This is a genomic window from [Borrelia] turdi (assembly GCF_030439285.2).
GTDB classification, from domain to species: Bacteria; Spirochaetota; Spirochaetia; order Borreliales; family Borreliaceae; genus Borreliella; species Borreliella turdi.
In genome coordinates this window covers 1-18,048 of sequence record NZ_CP179625.1, presented here as the reverse complement: position 1 = coordinate 18,048, position 18,048 = coordinate 1, and the positions used below count along the sequence as shown (strand labels likewise).

The following is an 18,048-nucleotide window of genomic DNA, read 5'->3' as shown; positions in this document are numbered from 1 at the left end:
TTCAATTTTAATATATTGTATTACATGATATTACAGGATATAAAATAATACAATGTAAAATTTTAAGTAAGGAGAATATATATATGAAATATTATACGATTATAAGCATATTTGTTTGTTTATTTTTAACTGCTTGCAATCCAGATTTCAACACAAATGAGAAAAGAACTCCAAGTAAGGGGATAATTTCAAATCAAGATGCAGATTCTGATAAAAGAATAAAAAATAAATTACTTGATGATTTAATAAATTTAATAGAAAAAGCTAATGCAGATAGAGAAAAATATGTAAAAAAAATGGAAGAAGAACCTTCGGATCAATATGGAATGTTGGCTGTTTTTGGAGGTATGTATTGGGCAGAATCACCACGGGAATTGATATCTGATACAAGTAGTGAGAGATCTATTAGATATAGAAGGCATGTTTATAGCGTTTTATTAAACGCTATTGAAACTAATGAATTAAAGAAATTTTCAGAAATTAGAATATTGTCAATAAAAGTACTAGAAATATTTAGTCTATTTAATCTATTTGGAAGTACTCTTGATGATGTGGTTGTGCACTTATATTCCAAAAAAGACACTCTAGATAAACTAGATACTTCAAATTTAAAAAGACTTAAAAATTTGTTTGAAAAATTATTATCTATAAAAACAATCGTTTCAAAGATATCAAAACATCTTTTATTGGATTATCAAAATAATAAAAATTCCATAAAAACAGATAACACCAAGCTTGGATCTTATGTGGTTGCACTTTCTAATCAAATTCAAGAAAAATATAATGAAGCAGAAAGGCTTAAAAGCGAGATAATTTTAATATATACCCTTTAAAGGGTATATATATTCACTTTCTGAGGTCCAATTTTTATGGAAATTAAAAAAGGAAATAGAACACAAATAATTAAAAAATCCATCTTATGGAGGTACTTGCGGCATTAAAGCCATCACCAGTACCGAAAGAAAAACAACGGTTCTTTTCTCCTTTTCCACGATTTCTAACAGCCCCCAACAGAACTTTTTATAACATTGTGCTGGCATTCTCCTCTCAGCATTACACATTCCCGAACAGCAAACTTTTTACCCTTAGCAATCTCCTCTTCTCAGAATAATAGTAATCTCAATTGGCATCCTTTCGCACAGCAGCATAACCAAACGCTTCACCACCATCAACACTTCTAATATCAGTTAGTATCAATCGGATTATTATTTGTACCAGCATTAGCACACCATTATCACCTTTATCAACATCCACAATAATCACATTTAATATCTGCTCCCCACCAATCTTCTTGGTGGCAGCATAAGTCAAGTTTTGCATTTACAATTTTTATAGATTTAAATAAATAACCTTATTGCATTTTGAATTATATGGTAACAAAATTTAAAAAAGATCATGAATATGAAATAAAAGCTAAGACAGGCCTGTATGAGGTTGAATTTATGGATTTTTTTAATAAATGATCGTTTCAATATATTTGATATTATTATTTGTAGTAATAGATATACTAGAGTTTTTATGAATAAAAAGTTTTTATAAGGGTGACATCCTTAATAAGGAAATTTATCTAGCTAGTATAACGATTTCAAATGATCATGATTATATATTCTTTTAAAAAAGTATATATAAAAACAATTGGCTTAAAAATCAATTACACTTTTATTTTTAATAATTGATGGTTGCAAATAGTAATAGTTAGTGAACTGCTATTTCTAAATTAAAGATTATAAAATGTAGCTTCCTTCTTCATCCCATGATGGCTTTTTAAGTTTTACTCTACTACAAGAAGCGGGCATCCATTACGGCATTATCCACAAGCTTTGCTTCAGGTAGTTCCTGTCTTAGTTTTTATTTCTTTATAATAATAAGCCTTAAGATTTAGAGCTGCATTTATATCTCTATCATGCAAAGTGTTACAACCAATACAAATCTACTTAGTATTTACTTAATTTTAGAGTTGTATTTTTAATGCGACAACTACTGCATAGCTTACCTGATGGAAAGCATCTCTCTAATTTATACAAAGTAGGAACCACACTATTTTGATTTATATGGAATTGTCTTACAAGCCCATACTATCTTAAAGCATTAATACTTTTTTCAAGCATTCCTTTTTGTATGCCTTTAATTGATAAGTTTTCTATTTACTATGCTTTTATAATTGGATACAAAGTAATAAGATAATTGTGTAAAAAATATTTTTTTTGATTTTAGATTTTCTTATTTAGATTAAAAATTCTTAATCTAGATTTGACCCTATTAGTATGACCTTTTTGTTTTTTGGTTATTTCTTAAATTTATTTTTATATAATACATTAAAGATTTAATTATAAAAGGTGAATCAATATTAAAATTGTTAATTTACTTTATTATTATTAATTGTCAGAATATTTTATTCTATAAAAAATTGTAATATTCTTTTAAGTTATAAAAGAAAGAATGAATTCAACAAAATATGTAATTAAAACTCAAAAATAAATTAATAAAACAATATTAAATATAAAAGAATTCAATTAACCAGCATAGTTTTCAGCTTTTAAAAGCTTTTTAGAACGCAAGATATTTTTTATCTTATAGAAAAAATATGTGGCACTAAAATCGGTAAAAAATAAACAATAAAGCAATAAAAATCTAGCAAAACCAAAAAGCATAATAAAAAATAATCTAAGCCCCAATAAAAAGGAGCTCTAGAATGATCCTCAATAAAATTGTTTCCTTAATTTAAAAAAAAACATTTACTAAAACACACGCTCTAAATACAAATTAGTTAGAATGTCTTCTAAAATTCAATGAAACATTGTCTACTAATAACTAAATAATAGCTTTGTTATGTTTTTATTATTTCTAAAATTTAAAATTGGAGATTATTTCAAATAAAACTAGTAAAATGGGTTATGTTTTTTCCTTAAATAAAATAAAATAAAAAAATAATTAATAAAAAACTTTAAATATAAATCTATAAATTTTTTTAATAACAAATATATTAAAAAAATTTACTATAGAAAAAAAATACACTTGGCTAATGTCTATACAGCTCTTTTTTACTTAAATTATTTAAGTAAAACCAAGCTTTATAAATATCTAAAAATAGACTTTCCTAAGATTATTTTTATAAATTAAATAGAAGCATTTGAATAATTAAATAAACTTTGAATAGAGTTTATTTAATTATAATTTGCTAAAAGTTGTTCTAAAACTAGATTTTAAAACTTATTTCTAGCTTTTTATACACATTCCCAAATTAGATTAAATTTTTATGAGTTTTAAGTATTTAGGAATATATTGTTTATAACTATACAGTTGTCAAAAAAGAGAAGAAAATCAATCAACCTTAAATACTTACTAAATACCTCTGATAGCGTAGTGCTTGGATCTTAGGTATTTGGAGTAAAATAGTTATTTTAACTGAATATAGCATCGGCATCGTGCCGTCAAAAAACTTCCTAACGGGAATAATTGTATTAACCTTAGTGGGGGAGTAAGGGGGGTATAGTTATAACATCCTATATAACTTTTCAACTTTTTATAAGAAGAGTAAATGTAACTATATGCTTGCATATCTTACTGTAAGGAATAAAGAAACTGGTGAAGATAAAACTTACGAAATTGCATAAATCTAAAGCTATTTAATGACACTGCTAATTTAATATTTGCCAAGTATTCAAATTTATCAAAAGAAAAATTAAAAATTTTTTTTATTAATAAATAATTTCGGCTTTGTAATTTTTATTTGAAAAAACTAGCAATTGGTAATGTAGTCATTATTGTTATTGTAAATCAAACCTTAAGAAAAAATTATAAATAATAAGGTATATTTTGAATCATATAGTTTACACAATGCTCAAGAATCTCGTAAAGATTTTTGTCTCTTTATATTCACAAAAAGAACAGAAATGGAGTGTTTATGCGTTCATATAGATCTCTAAAAAAATATAGCGCTATGTATCAAGGCAAGGAAATTAAAATGAGTACAGAGATAAATAGGTTTTTAAATCTTTTCAATTTGGATAAAATGAAGATAAACCTTATACTTTCTTTGGAACAATTTATTTTATTTCTACGAATTCTATTAAGATTATTTTTAGAGAAAATGAAGTATTGCTAGCTTTGGCTGAAAATAAAAATTTATATGCTATTAAATTAAATTTAAGAAAAATTCAAATTCCAAAAATAACGAAACTTATTTGCCTATGAAGCTTTTAGGTATTCCTCTATATTATTATAATAATAGAGGAATACAATTTATTAATATTAGAGGTTTAACTGCTTTGCCAGAAGAGATTGCTATTAAAATTAGAAAACTAATTGAATTAAAATTTTATCAAAATCATAGAATTCATGAAAGAATTGTTATTGATAAAGGCTTTATTCAAAAGTTAAAAATTAATTTTGATAGATTTTTTGTGTACTACTATTCTAAATCAAAGATTATAGAAATGGCTTTTTGGGTTCTAAAAGAACCGGCATCCACTAGGGCATGGGACCCACAAAAGACTTTACTTCAGGCTTCCCACCTTATTAGTTTTTATTTCCTTATAATAAATAATAATCTTTAATATTTAGAGCTGCATTTATATCTCTATCATGCAAAATATTACAACCGTCACAAGCAGCCCACCTAATATTACTTAATTTTAGAGTTGTATTTTTAATACCCCAATTGTTGTATAGTTTGCTTGATGGAAAATATCTATCAACTTTATGCAAGAAGATTTAGACCAATCTGATTTATATGATAATTGTCTTACAAACTCATGCCATACTAAATCATTAACACTTTTGTTAAACATTTCTTTTTGCATACCTTTAATTTATAGGTTTTCTATTACTATATTTTTATAATTAGCTACAAAATAATAAGATAATTTATGTAAAAAAAATATTTTCTTCGATTTAAAATTTTCCTATGCAACTTGGCAACTCTTAATCTAGATTTGGCTTTAGCTATTGATTTTCTTGCCCCACCCACTACTTACTAAAAAATGCCTCATGCTCATATCAATACCAACCAGCTCTTTTTGTTGTATTTAGTTTCATTGTTATTTTTAACATCTAAGCACTCAACTGTTACTGAAATATAATATTTATCATCAGTATCTTTTACTACTACATTTTTAATAAGTTTATTGTTTTTAATATTCCTATGTAGAGCTAATTTTACAAATTCTATTTTAGGTAGTTTTATTTATATAAATACTACAATTTAAAAAGAAAGAAGGGCTATGCTAGAAAAAGTAAACTCGGTTTAGATTTGCTTACATAAAGAGTTATCAAACCCCCAAATAATCTTACCATTATTCTTTTTTAAAATGTAATTTTTTTAAAAACATAATTTTAATCTTTTTAGAATTAAAAATAGATAAATTTATTTATTGAATCATCCTTAATTATAAGGTGGTAAAAGGTTATGAATTTTTTTTAATTGTCTTTTTATTTCTAATTTTAAATTTTAGTTTTCTGTATTCTAATTCTTTTGAAGATTTTGATATAGAATAGAATGATATTCTAGAAAGTTATTATTCTGGTGTATAATTTTTATAAATTAATGACTACTACCCTATAAGCTCAATTTTACCATAAAAGTAAAAACAAATAGTAGTTGTAAATTTAATAAAAATACAGGTTGTTTTTTTATTAGTATAAACAGCTTGCAGCAGCTTTTTTAAATTTTTAGAAGTTTTTTTATTCTTACTAAAGAAAGTAAGCTTGTAAATAAAACCATGCGTATTGAAAGTAAATTTGGGATTTTTATAATGTTTGCATATAATATGTTATATATCTGAAATTGTAGGAGAGGTATGTGGGTAATAAAATTTTCTGTATTTTAGTAGTTTCAATTTTAATGGTTGGCTGTGATTGGGGGGCTATTAAAAATAAAAGTATAGAAATTTCTGAGATATTAAGAAAAGGTAAGGATAAGACTAAAAATCAAGATAGTATGGAATTAGGTAAAAATAATTCTATGTCTAAAAACAATATATCTACCGTAGATGTAGATGTAGATATTGCTAATTTAGAACGTTCAAGAGTGGATTTAATTAATCATCTAAAACAAGTTAATGATCCTGTAATTTCAAATTATAACGCCGTAATTTCTCAAGCAAAAGGAGAGATAGATTTAATAAATAATATTAATTTTGCTACAATAGATTCAAAGCCAGCAAAACCAGCTCAAAATTTAGGAGATTCTTTAAGTAATGCCACTGCTAGTGGTACGGAGTTTTTACAGATTGAAAATCAAAAAGAGCCTAGTAAAAGGATTTTGCCTAGTAAGTTAGAAGGTTTAAAAAGTTTTATAAATTCATCTTATGAGAAGGAAGCCTTTAGAGAAGCTAAGGCCACACAAAGTCTTATTGGCGATTCCAACATGGGTAAAGAAATTGCTAAGTTTAAGGAAGAATATGATCAGCTTAACAATTTGTTTTGGGATATGCAACAAAAATTTCATAATCAAAAAGATTCATTTATAAAGAAGGATATTAAATTTAGAAAAAATAGAGAAAAAAATAGAGTTATATTTAAATCTTTTTCATCTATAGAGAAAAAAATCAAGAATTTGAATCATAAGTTGAATGAAATCCAAAGCAATTTTCAAATTGCATATAATAACTGGAATAATGCAACTTCTCTTTTGAAAGAATCTATAGAAAAATTAATTCTGGCAATTGAAAAAAGGCATGACAATGAGAGCAGAAATCAAGGTCAAATTGTTGAGCCTGTTAGTTGGCGGGACAAGGATCAAGCTGATACTTTTGCTAAGGATTCAAAATATAATGCAGAACATTCTTTGAGTTATTTAGAAAATGCGGCCGTCTACTTTAAATATAGTTTATCAGATAAAAAACAAGCTAAAAGGCTGTTAGAAGAGATTCAAAAAGAATTTTATCGAATTGGCATTCTATAAGGAGAAATATTTAAACATTTAAGCTTTATTATGTATAATCTTATAGGTAATAGAACAAGTTATGATTCTTTTAATTACCTTGCTAGGTATGTTTTAGCAAAAACAAAAGCCAAATAACAGTCATATTTTTCAAATCAAACAACTCTGTTGCTACTTAAAATCCAATTTTATTAGTAATTATCTAAAAAGGATGGATGCGGTATTGCTGCAGTAATAAAATCTAAGATTCTGATGCTACTACTAAATACTTGGATTGCTTTTTTCTACTTTGTTGTCAAAAGATTATGGTTTGCTAATCGGGTAGCTATAGATAGACTTTTTTAAATCTTTGTCTTTTTCTTTTTTGCTTAAATCTATTTGCAATAGAATCTTTGCCAGAAATGTATTATGAATGTATGAATATTTTAACAAGGATAAATCAGATCTTGTGGATTTGGAGAGATTTTTATATGAATTCGATTTTCAAACTATTCTAAAAAATAGAAATTTATTTATTGGAATTATAGATTAATGAATTTTAAGAAAGGTGTTCAAGGGCTTAGTATTGGATGATATCAATAAGAATAAAAAAGATTAATCCGATTGGTATAATTGTATCTATAGAAAATTTAACTGAGTAGACAAAGGGTTGATTGGTGCAATAAAAATCATATTGGGTATGATATTTTTACCGATATTGATAAAGAGGGGGGTAGTTGGTAGTTTATATTAATATAATATTTAATGAAGTTAATGGAGAAGATATAGATCAAACATCGGGTATAAATATTCTAAAAGTGAGTCATCGTGGTTGTTTAATCCTGCTTTAGAACTTGATGGGTTTTTAAAAGGCGGACCAAGCGGAAGTTTTATATGTAGGTGCAGGATAGAGTTTGACTTCAACATTTTTTATAAAAGTAAGGCATGTTTCTTAAACATTACTAAAGACATGTATTAAAGTAAAAAATCTTAGTTTTTATGTCTTTTAAAGCTTATTTATTGCTTATCTTATGCGATTTTAAGACTCAACTTTTTTTTTATAAACAGAGTATAGATTATCAATGGCAGCAATCATTTTTTTTACTCCCTTCCTGTCTTCTTTCTAGTAAAAATTTTTGCTTTTGTAAATCCATCATCCCCATATTCACCATGAATACTAGCAATGGCGCCACAATAAACATCAGCATCGAGGTCTCCTTTTTCATTAGCATATTGATTTGTAGTAACACTAAAATCTTTAACATCTTTCTTAAATTCTATAGAAGATAAGCCTATCCGCTATAGAAGCATAAGCTTAGCATAGCTTATGCTATATTTCTATAGTCTTTTTAATAAAATAATAGGAATAAGATTTCTTATTATTTTGTAAATGAACCATGTTTTTTCCTTTTTCGTTTCATCAGCTTCTATAGTATTAATAGTATTATAAGATTTTATATTTTTGTTATAGATATATCTATACTATATTGATATGTTTTAATTTTTTAAAATTAGTAGCAGAATCATCAGTAAACATGGCAGAGCTACTATCATGATCATTAACTTGGGCTAGAGTAGCTTTACCTGTAGCATATCCCTTTTTATTTAGTTATTTTACCCAAATATTATAAGTTTATAAAAGTTTCTAATAAATTTGTGAAGTCTGCTTGTGAATTTGCAGAAGAAAATTATCTTATGGCTATTTGGTGTTTTATGTTTATATCAATATAATAGTTAATTAAGTTAATAAAGAGGATGCAAGTGCAGTATCTTAGCAAATAAACTAAATATAAGATGTGTTTAAATTAACAAAATAGTATTAAGAGGGCAATGAGAAGCAAAGTTTGATTTAGTTGCTACTTAATTTATAGATTTTCAAAGATAAAAGCAATAAAGTTAATTAAGCTGTTATGGTATATTATTTTAATATGTATAGGTGATAAAATGAGATTAATAGTTAAGGTTTTAATTATAATTAGTTTAATTAGTAGCAATTTTATGTCCTGTAAGCTATATGAAAAATTGGTAGATAAAAAAGAAGAGTCTTTAGATAATAAAGGGGAGTATTTGAAAAAAAATAAATTAATTGTGGGATCTGCTGATAGTGTAGAAACCGATATTTCAACTTATTATGTACAAGATAGTAGTGACAGAGGTAGGTGTAGGACTAGGAGTGTAATTGAAGGAGGAAGAAGCGACCAGAAAGGAGATGTATTAGAAAAGCAGATAGGCAAGGACATAAATATGAAGTTTTCGGTTGATAGTAGATCAACTAGCAGTAAGAATGCTATTTATAAGCATTCTGAACAAGTTGCTAATAAAGTTAAGGAAGCTGAGAATATTAAGAATAAAGCCTCTTCTTATATAGCAGAGGCCGGCGAAATGACTGCTAGTTTAAATAAGATAAAGTTGGAACTTGATAAAATAAAGACTAAGATTAATGATGCTGAATCTGATCTTCAGAAAGCAAGAAGAAAATCTGGGATTAGTGAATCTAAGAGAAAATTATTGCCTGACCTGCACAAAGCAATTGTTAAGGCTAAAAATAGTAGGGATTATGCTGACAAAGTATGTTATAGTGACGCAGTTAGTGTATTGAAAATTGTCAGGGATGGTTTTGAAAATGCAAAGAGAAGAGCAGTTGGTGCTTTAGGAGAAATCAAAGATGACAGCTCTTCTATGGCATATCATGATTATTCTTACTTTTATTGGATGGAAAAAGCTAGAGAAGCAATGAATAATGCAGAAAGCATATTTAAGAATGCCAAAAAGTATCAAGAAGATCTTAAAGCTAAGATGGATCAAGTAAATAAAGAGTTTGCTCACTTGGAAGAAAAAATATTAAATTTGGGAAAAACATGAATCTAAGTAGTAGAATAGAGGCATAGATTTAACCAAAATGAAAGTCTTCTGGGAGGGTAAGAAAGAGGTTTTTTATTATAGCTCTATGTTATTCTCTTAGTTATAATGAAATCTTTTTGTGTTTTTGTTGTAAAAAAAAGATTTTTCCCAATTGGTATTTATAGGTAATATTTGAGTATTATATTATATGTGTTTTTGTATTGCTTTTTAGTATACTAGGCTTGACTAATTGATATATTAGGGAGTAGAACATGTATGAATAATAATTTAGCATATAAACAAATACTAGAATATAAATATGTAAAGAAGGCCTTTTATTGATTAAGGGGTTTAAAGAGGAGATAATAGATTCTTTTTTACTGTTAATCTAGTATGTGGTGGAAATCTACCAAACAAAAAAAATTTTATAGAATAAAAAATTCCAATGAATTCATTCTAATTAGCGAATATCTTGTCAATTCTTTTAGCAATAATCACCAATTACTTGGAATTTATTATGGTTTCTGGAATTCTATTAACTCATCTAAAAAATCAAAATATTAAAACTCCTTGCAATTTCAAATCTGATATAATTTCTTATAAATTGTACAACGGCTTACAAATACTAAGATATTGCATAAACAATGCTAGTATTGCGCTCACAGCAAGTTTTGATGACACAACGCTAACCCCAAATTATCCAATAAAGTGGTTTTATTATCGCCGAGTATATCTTGCTACCAAGCCCATTTCTTATTTCCGTTATCTCCTATCGAAAACTTTATTGCATCACTTTCTTTATCAAGTAAATTGAAAGTTGCTATTATTTTTTTATATCCCAATTTCTTTTTTATACTTTTCCCGTAAAAAATATATGGAAGATTTGTATAGCCTATTTCCTTATAATATTTTCTTAAAAATATCATTATCTTCAATAAAAGCTTAGAGGGAAATAATAAGCATTTTTATACTAATTATTTCTAAATCAATGTTTAAAATATTGGTACATATAATATATAAAGAGCTTTTTTTAAAGCACAGGTTAGAAAGAGTATTGCCCAATTATAATTTTAATTATGTGATAATTGACACCCCACCCAATTTAGATTCGCTTTTAGATAATGCTCTTAATATTACAAATAAGCTTATTATTCCCATTCAAGTTGAAAGATTTTCTGTTGAAAGCTTGTCTATCTTGATGAAATATATTGATAAAGTTTCAATGTATCTAGATAAGGATATTGATATATCCATAATTGAAAATCAATTCATGAAAAACAGAAATACTTTCAAAAGTATAGAAAATTCAATTAAGGATAAATATGGCAAATATATTAAAGGAAAAGTTCATTTTTATAATAAAGTAAAGGTTTTTACAAACAATTTACAAGAGCCCGATGTTAAAGAACCTTATTATAAAGAATGTCTAGAAGCCTTGAATAATATATTAGCCATTTAATTTTATTTTTGCCCGTTTGTTCGCCTGCGAACAAACGGTATTTAGCATTTAGTAGTTCACAGGAGGTTTTAGGCGTGTCTAAAGATTTAATCATTTTGAATGATAGAGAAGAAGGATTGATGGGTATTTCTGAGGAAGAAGAGTATGAAAACTATAAGCATGCTTTAAAAAAGAGTATGGTTAATGATATTGAAAATAAAATTAAAATAATGGAAATATTGTATAACATAAAAAGCAAAAAACTTTATCGTATTGACGGGCATGTAAGTTTCAAGTCTTTTATTGAAGAATTTTTAATTGCCAGGACCCAAGCTTATTTATATTTAAAAATATATGAACAGGTTTTAAAAGGAAATCTAAGTATAAAAGAAATTAGAGAAAAGGGAATGATAGAAATTTATAGAAATATAAAATCAAAAGAGGTCGTCGATAAAAAGTCAATACAAAATTCAATAAAACCATTAAGATTTCAGCTTAAAAGAAAAGATAGTTATGATTTTTATAAAAGAAATGCTAAATTTACGGGGTATCTCTTAGACAAGATTTTTTCTAGCGATAAAGATTATTTAAATCAGATATTTAAAGAGTATTCTGATTTAAATTTAAAAAAACAAATCAAAGCACATAAGTAATTACTTGCAAAATTTAAGCAATTTTTGCACAATTATTAGTGGTTGATTTTATTGCAACCCTAATTGTCAATTTAAAACCTAGCAATAGGTTTTGTTGATCGCTTTTAAATTTAAAGTTCTCAACAGAGCCTATTTAATGTCACATTATTATTTACATTCCGAGCTTGAAGCAAGTAAGTCGTCTCGGGGAACTACTATTTCTAAATCAAAGATTATAGAAATAGCTTCTTGTTTCATCCCATGATAGCTTTTTAGGTTCTAAAAGAACGATCATCCACTAGAGCATGGTCCACAAGCTTAACTTCAGGCAGTTCCTGCCTTAGTTTTTATTTCTTTGTAATAATTTTTAAGATTTAGGGCCGCATTTATATCCCTATCATGCAAAGTATTGCAGCCACTACAAGTCCACCTAGTATCACTTAATTTTAGAGTTGTATTTTTAATACTGCAATTGTTGCATAGCTTACTTGATGGGAAATATCTATCTGCTTTATGCAAGTAGGATCCATACCACTCTGATTTATATGATAATTGCCTTACAAACTCATATCATCCTAAATCATTAACACTTTTGCCAAACATTCCTTTTCGCATACCTTTAATTGATAAGTTTTCTATTACTATATTTTTGTAATTAGCTGCAAAATAATAAGATAATTTATGTAAAAAATCTTTTCTTTGATTTGAAATTTTCCTATGCAACTTAGCAAGTCTTAATCTAGATTTAGCCCTATTTCTAGAACCCTTTTGTTTTTTTGATAGTTTTTTTTGGTATCTCTTAAGTTTACTTTCATTTTTTAGTAAATATTTAGGATGATTGATTTTCTCACCCCCGCTACTTACTAAAAAGTGCCTCATGCTCATATCAATGCCAACTACCTCTTTTTTATTATCTTTAGTTTTATCGTTATTTTTAACATCCAAGCACTCAACTGCTACTGAAATATAATATTTATCATTAGCATCTTTTTCTACTACTAAATTTTTAATAACTTCATTGCTCTTAATATTTCTATGTAACGCCAATTTTACAAATCCTATTTTAGGTATCTTTATATAATCATTTTCTATTCTTATAGAGTTTTTTTGATTATTAGTTCTATAGGTTTGTCTATTTTTTTTACTTTTATATTTAGGAAATCCTTGCGTTTTATTTCCTTTCTTAATTTCTCTAAAAAAATTACTATATGCAGAATTTAAGTCAATTTGGGCATTGCAAAGAGCTAAACTATCAACTTCCTTTAAAAAGAAAAATTCTTCTTTATGCTTACTAGGATAAGTAATAATATAGGCATAAATGTATAAATACTGAGATTTCATCTTCTCTTTACCAAATAATACTTAATATATGTTCTTTATGGAAAGTGAGCCTTAATGAATTCAACCATGATAAAGATCATATTCATTTGTTACTAGAATTTACTCCCAATATTCAGCCTTCTAAATTTATCAATAATCTAAAAACAGTATCTTCAAGGCTTATAAGAAAAAAATATTCTACTTATTTATATAAGTATTATTGGAAACCTTATTTTTGGTCTAGAAGTTATTGTCTTATTTCTACTGGGGGAGGGTTCTATTGATATCATCAAAAAATATATTCAAAATCAAAGAAAATCCATTTATTAACAAATTCATCTCCACCTAAATTTCATAGAAACTATAGGTGGAGAATTCTTTGTTATTTCGTGTTAAATCTAATATCTTGAGATGACTATTGTAGCTCTATTAACAAATATATGCTATTAGCTTAAGCTAATAGCATTTTTCAATAGTATTGACAGCGTTAATAAAATACATTAACGACTAAAATAGATAATTTTAGAAAAAATAAATATTAAATAGTAGTCAGGACAATTATTCTCTATACTTCTCTATATACTTTCTATATAATAAGTATTGTTTTATAAAGCAATTTTTTATGTAAAAAAGCTAATATATGATTAATGCTATATATTTATAATCTATATAATAAGATGGGACTTCAACAATATGAATAAAGTTCTAATGTTTAATAACAATCCAATAATAACCTTTATCATTGGTGCTTTGGGCACAACTATGCTAATATGCTTAATTATAATATTCATTATATACGCTATAATAAAGCCCAATGTTATAGAGAAATTAAAATTTCTAACAATCAATCTAAAAAAAACAACAAAAAAATTGGAAGAAATTGAAAAAAGGATAGAAAAATTAGAATCCAAATCACAAAAAGCAGAACTAGACAAAACTGTAAAAAAATCTATAAACTTATATGGGCTCAAAAAACGCTAAATCTAATGTAGATGGCAGTGCTTATTTTATTTTTAACACGAAATAACAAAGAATTCTCCACCTATAGTTTCTATGAAATTTAGGTGGAGATGAATTTGTTAATAAATGGATTTTCTTTGATTTTGAATATATTTTTTGATGATATCAATAGAACCCTCCCCCAGTAGAAATAAGACAATAACTTCTAGACCAAAAATAAGGTTTCCAATAATACTTATATAAATAAGTAGAATATTTTTTTCTTATAAGCCTTGAAGATACTGTTTTTAGATTATTGATAAATTTAGAAGGCTGAATATTGGGAGTAAATTCTAGTAACAAATGAATATGATCTTTATCATGGTTGAATTCATTAAGGCTCACTTTCCATAAAGAACATATATTAAGTATTATTTGGTAAAGAGAAGATGAAATCTCAGTATTTATGCATTTATGCCTATATTTAGTAACCAATACTAGGTGGTAATTGATAGAATATACTCGGTGATTATTAAAAGTTAGTTTATGCGACATATACACTAATTATAAAATATTATAAAATAATAGAATATATGGGTGCTAATAAAGCTTATAAGTACAGAATATATCCTGACACTAAGCAAAAGAAATATTTTTCAAAGGTATTTGGATGTGTAAGATTTTTATATAACAAAATGTTAAGTGATAAGAAAGATTATTTTGAAAAAAACAAACAAGGGCTTATTACTTATCCTAGTAAATATAAAGAAGAATTTTTCTTTTTAAAGGAAGTTGATAGTTTAGCTCTTTGCAATGCCCAAATTGACTTAAATTCTGCATATAGTAATTTTTTTAGAGAAATTAAGAAAGGAAATAAAACGCAAGGATTTCCTAAATATAAAAGTAAAAAAATAGACAAACCTATAGAACTAATAATCAAAAAAACTCTATAAGAATAGAAAATGATTATATAAAGATACCTAAAATAGGATTTGTAAAATTGACGTTACATAGAAATATTAAGAGCAATGAAGTTATTAAAAATGTAGTAGTAGAAAAAGATTGCTGATGATAAATATTATATTTCAGTAGCAGTTGAGTGCTTGAATGTTAAAAATAACGATAAAACTAAAGACAATAAAAAAGAGGTAGTTGGCATTGATATGAGCATGAGGCACTTTTTAGTAAGTAGCGAGGGTGAGAAAATCAATCATCCTAAATATTTACTAAAAAATGAAAGTAAACTTAAGAGATATCAAAAAAACAAAAGGGTTCTAGAAATAGGGCTAAATCTAGATTAAGACTTGCTAAGTTGCATAGGAAAATTTCAAATCAAAGAAAAGATTTTTTACATAAATTATCTTATTATTTTGCAGCTAATTACAAAAATATAGTAATAGAAAACTTATTAATTAAAGGTATGCAAAAAGGAATGTTTGGCAAAAGTGTTAATGATTTAGGATGGTATGAGTTTGTAAGGCAATTATCATATAAATCAGAGTGGTATGGATCCTACTTGCATAAAGCAGATAGATATTTCCCATCAAGTAAGCTATGCAACAATTGCCGTATTAAAAATACAACTCTAAAATTAAGTGATACTAGGTGGACTTGTAGTGGCTGCAATACTTTGCATGATAGGGATATAAATGCGGCTCTAAATCTTAAAAATTATTACAAAGAAATAAAAACTAAGGCAGGAACTGCCTGAAGTTAAGCTTGTGGACCATGCTCTAGTGGATGATCGTTCTTTTAGAGAGCCTAAAAAGCTATCATGGGATGAAACAAGAAGCTATTTTTATAATCTTTGATTTAGAAATAGTAGTTCACGTAGAGAGATAGATTTTATTATGATTTACATTATTATAATTTATAATTATAATAATGTAATGGAGGCTGTGATTATGCTAGGTAAAAAATTTAATTAATATTTAAGACTAGGCTCGATTAAATCATTTTTAATGTTTGAGCGCCTAGTCTTAAATATTAGAAGGTATAAAATGACTTACATAAAAAATTCAACTTTATTTTTTAATAAATCAACTTCTGGTAATCTTGTTAATTTAGGCAAATTTCAAATTAAAGTAAATGATAACATTTTTGAACATTTGCTAGATATCGCAATATTTGCAAAAAATAAGAAAACATACAAATAACTAATATTATTTGCTACTGAAAATAATATTAGCGATAAAACTATAAAATTGGCATTAAAAAATAAAGTATTAATTCCTTTTTATGAATATCCAAAAAATAGAGGTTACTTAAAAAATAAATATTTTTTGGATCTTTTGCTTGCACATCCAGAAAATTTTAGCTTAGAAAAAGAGCATATCATTATAATTGGGTGTGGTGGTATTGAAAATTTTATGACCTATTCCTTTTCTACTTTAGGATTAGGGGCTATAACTTTTATAGATGAAGACAAAATAGAAGAATCTAATTTAAATAGACAATTTTTATTTAGTTATAATGATATAGGATCTGAAAAAGTAGATATAATTAAAGAAAAAATAGAATCGCTAAATAAAACAATTCAAACTAGAGCTTATAAGGAAAAGGTTTCAAAAAAATTATTAGAGAATATTTTTACTAACTCAAAAATTAAACCAGCATTAATAGTGCTGTCAGCAGATGATGATTACTGTTTGCCTTTAGTTAATAAATTTTGTGTTGAAAATTCTATTCCACTTATAAATATTGGATATCTTAATGATTTTTCAGTTATTGGTCCATTTTATATTCCAAATATCTCATCTTGCTACTACTGTACTGATATAGGAGTTATAAAAAAGACATCATCTTCTAAATTAGAAAGTAAAATAATATTAGCAAATAAAGACTATCAAGCCCCCTCTTTCTTTACTAATAATGCAATTGCATCGAGTATGGCTATGATTGATATCATATTTTACTTTGGTAATGAATATAAAAAAATTAATTCTTTAAACAAACGAATTGGTATCAATAATCATGATTTCTCGTTTCATTTTATTGATGTTATTAAAAATAAATCTTGTAAATGTAATAAGGATCTATGATAGAAAGCAAACATAAAAGATATTATTTTTATTCATTGTTTTCGCTAGAACTTGCAAGAACATTGCCCCATGCTGTACTAACTATTATTTTAATAAATAAAGGGTTATCGCTAAAAAATATTGCTATAGTACAAATTTGTTATATGGTAGCAATTATTATTTTTGAATTTCCATCAGGCGCAATATCAGATATTTTTGATAGAAAAATTGTTTATTTAGCATCAATTTTCTTGCTAATGATTTCTTATTTTATTGTTTTTAAAGCTTCGTCATTCATACTTATTTGTATTTCGTGGTTTATATATGGGATGTCGGCTGCTATTAACACCGGGACAATCGATATTAGTTTTACTAAAATATATCAAAATAATTCAAAAAAGCTAAAAGCTTTTATATCATTTGTAAAAATGATACTAAGTATTAGCGCTATTTTAGGTGGATATATCGGAAGTGTGCTATATTTATACATTGATATAAAAATTTACCTAATTTCATTATTAATATATTTAATATCCTTTTTAATTACAATTTTTTTTATACCAAATGATATAAATACAGATCATAAGCATAATGAAGAAAATTTAACTTTATATCTTATGAAATTTAAAAAAAAAATAATAACATTATTAAAATCTAAAGAACTTTTAGAGTTATTTATTTTAAATGGCGTCATTCAATTTTTTTATCAACCTTTTTATTTATACTGGCAAGCAATTTTTATTGATAAAAATATATCTATTAATGTATTCGGAATTATATATGTACTATTTCGCGTATCAGATATTATAGGAGCATGGATATTTAGAAAAATTAAACATTCAAAATATGATATTTATGTTATTTTGGCTATGATATTTTTACTATCAGTTTTAATAAAAATAGTTTCACATATTTACATATTTATTACTATAATAATATTTTTAGTAATTTCAATTTCTGTTTATTCTAATAACTTAGAATATTTTTTAAGAAAAA

Annotated in this window: 11 protein-coding genes and 7 pseudogenes; 12 read left to right on the top strand and 6 right to left on the bottom strand. The window is 25.9% G+C overall.

The genetic code is table 11. From position 1 onward, the window contains the following. The first annotated feature begins 83 nt into the window (after positions 1-83). Positions 84-833 carry a virulence associated lipoprotein gene (locus QIA31_RS05920; RefSeq protein WP_418905457.1) on the top strand — a complete coding sequence of 250 codons (750 nt, stop codon included), beginning with the start codon at positions 84-86 and terminating at the stop codon, positions 831-833. Between the two features lie 286 nt (positions 834-1,119). On the opposite strand, the gene QIA31_RS05915 is transcribed toward QIA31_RS05920, so the two are convergent. Further along, positions 1,120-1,320: a hypothetical protein gene (locus tag QIA31_RS05915; RefSeq protein WP_418905456.1), complete on the bottom strand. Its 201-nt coding sequence runs from the start codon at positions 1,318-1,320 to the stop codon at positions 1,120-1,122. A 505-nt stretch (positions 1,321-1,825) separates the two neighbouring features. After that, positions 1,826-2,291: pseudogene (locus QIA31_RS05910) on the bottom strand (zinc ribbon domain-containing protein); the annotation flags it as partial. A 1,221-nt stretch (positions 2,292-3,512) separates the two neighbouring features. On the opposite strand from QIA31_RS05910, the pseudogene QIA31_RS05905 reads away from it, so the two are divergent. Continuing rightward, positions 3,513-3,709, top strand: a pseudogene (locus QIA31_RS05905) (BB0158 famile outer surface lipoprotein); the annotation flags it as partial. 787 nt (positions 3,710-4,496) lie between these two features. Here the strand turns inward: QIA31_RS05905 and QIA31_RS05900 are convergent. Then, positions 4,497-5,185: pseudogene (locus QIA31_RS05900) on the bottom strand (RNA-guided endonuclease InsQ/TnpB family protein); the annotation flags it as partial. A 615-nt stretch (positions 5,186-5,800) separates the two neighbouring features. Here QIA31_RS05900 and QIA31_RS05895 point away from each other — a divergent pair. Beyond that, complete coding sequence (locus QIA31_RS05895; RefSeq protein WP_418905455.1) at positions 5,801-6,904, top strand: hypothetical protein; 1,104 nt, start codon at positions 5,801-5,803, stop codon at positions 6,902-6,904. Between the two features lie 1,902 nt (positions 6,905-8,806). Then, positions 8,807-9,724: a hypothetical protein gene (locus QIA31_RS05890; protein ID WP_418905454.1), complete on the top strand. Its 918-nt coding sequence runs from the start codon at positions 8,807-8,809 to the stop codon at positions 9,722-9,724. Positions 9,725-10,461: 737 nt separating this feature from the next. Here QIA31_RS05890 and QIA31_RS05885 read toward each other — a convergent pair. Then, positions 10,462-10,645, bottom strand: a pseudogene (locus QIA31_RS05885) (hypothetical protein); the annotation flags it as partial. Between the two features lie 46 nt (positions 10,646-10,691). Between QIA31_RS05885 and QIA31_RS05880 the strand changes: the two are divergent. Both QIA31_RS05880 and QIA31_RS05875 read left to right on the top strand, forming a co-directional pair. Beyond that, a complete protein-coding gene (locus QIA31_RS05880; RefSeq protein WP_418905453.1) occupies positions 10,692-11,162 on the top strand; it encodes a ParA family protein in 471 nt (156 codons plus the stop codon). A 74-nt stretch (positions 11,163-11,236) separates the two neighbouring features. Continuing rightward, complete coding sequence (locus QIA31_RS05875) at positions 11,237-11,794, top strand: chromosome replication/partitioning protein (RefSeq protein ID WP_418905452.1); 558 nt, start codon at positions 11,237-11,239, stop codon at positions 11,792-11,794. A gap of 303 nt (positions 11,795-12,097) precedes the next feature. On the opposite strand, the pseudogene QIA31_RS05870 reads toward QIA31_RS05875, so the two are convergent. Continuing rightward, positions 12,098-13,081, bottom strand: a pseudogene (locus tag QIA31_RS05870) (RNA-guided endonuclease InsQ/TnpB family protein); the annotation flags it as partial. Between the two features lie 14 nt (positions 13,082-13,095). Between QIA31_RS05870 and tnpA (QIA31_RS05865) the strand changes: the two are divergent. After that, the gene (gene tnpA / locus QIA31_RS05865) at positions 13,096-13,377 is read left to right on the top strand and encodes an IS200/IS605 family transposase (protein ID WP_418905471.1); all 282 of its coding nucleotides are present in this window, start codon (positions 13,096-13,098) and stop codon (positions 13,375-13,377) included. Between the two features lie 409 nt (positions 13,378-13,786). Beyond that, positions 13,787-14,074 (top strand): hypothetical protein, encoded by a 288-nt coding sequence (locus tag QIA31_RS05860; RefSeq protein WP_418905451.1) that lies wholly within the window; start codon positions 13,787-13,789, stop codon positions 14,072-14,074. Between the two features lie 98 nt (positions 14,075-14,172). On the opposite strand, the pseudogene tnpA (QIA31_RS05855) reads toward QIA31_RS05860, so the two are convergent. Then, positions 14,173-14,587, bottom strand: a pseudogene (tnpA, locus tag QIA31_RS05855) (IS200/IS605 family transposase). Positions 14,588-14,625: 38 nt separating this feature from the next. Here tnpA (QIA31_RS05855) and QIA31_RS05850 point away from each other — a divergent pair. The 4 genes and pseudogenes from QIA31_RS05850 to QIA31_RS05835 all read left to right on the top strand — a co-directional run. Further along, positions 14,626-15,743: pseudogene (locus QIA31_RS05850) on the top strand (RNA-guided endonuclease TnpB family protein). A 289-nt stretch (positions 15,744-16,032) separates the two neighbouring features. Next, positions 16,033-16,188: a hypothetical protein gene (locus QIA31_RS05845; RefSeq protein ID WP_418905450.1), complete on the top strand. Its 156-nt coding sequence runs from the start codon at positions 16,033-16,035 to the stop codon at positions 16,186-16,188. 48 nt (positions 16,189-16,236) lie between these two features. Beyond that, positions 16,237-17,073: a ThiF family adenylyltransferase gene (locus QIA31_RS05840; protein ID WP_418905449.1), complete on the top strand. Its 837-nt coding sequence runs from the start codon at positions 16,237-16,239 to the stop codon at positions 17,071-17,073. Next, the coding region (locus QIA31_RS05835) for an MFS transporter (RefSeq protein WP_418905448.1) at positions 17,070-18,048 on the top strand (979 nt) is incomplete at its 3' end. The genes QIA31_RS05840 and QIA31_RS05835, both read left to right, overlap by 4 nt.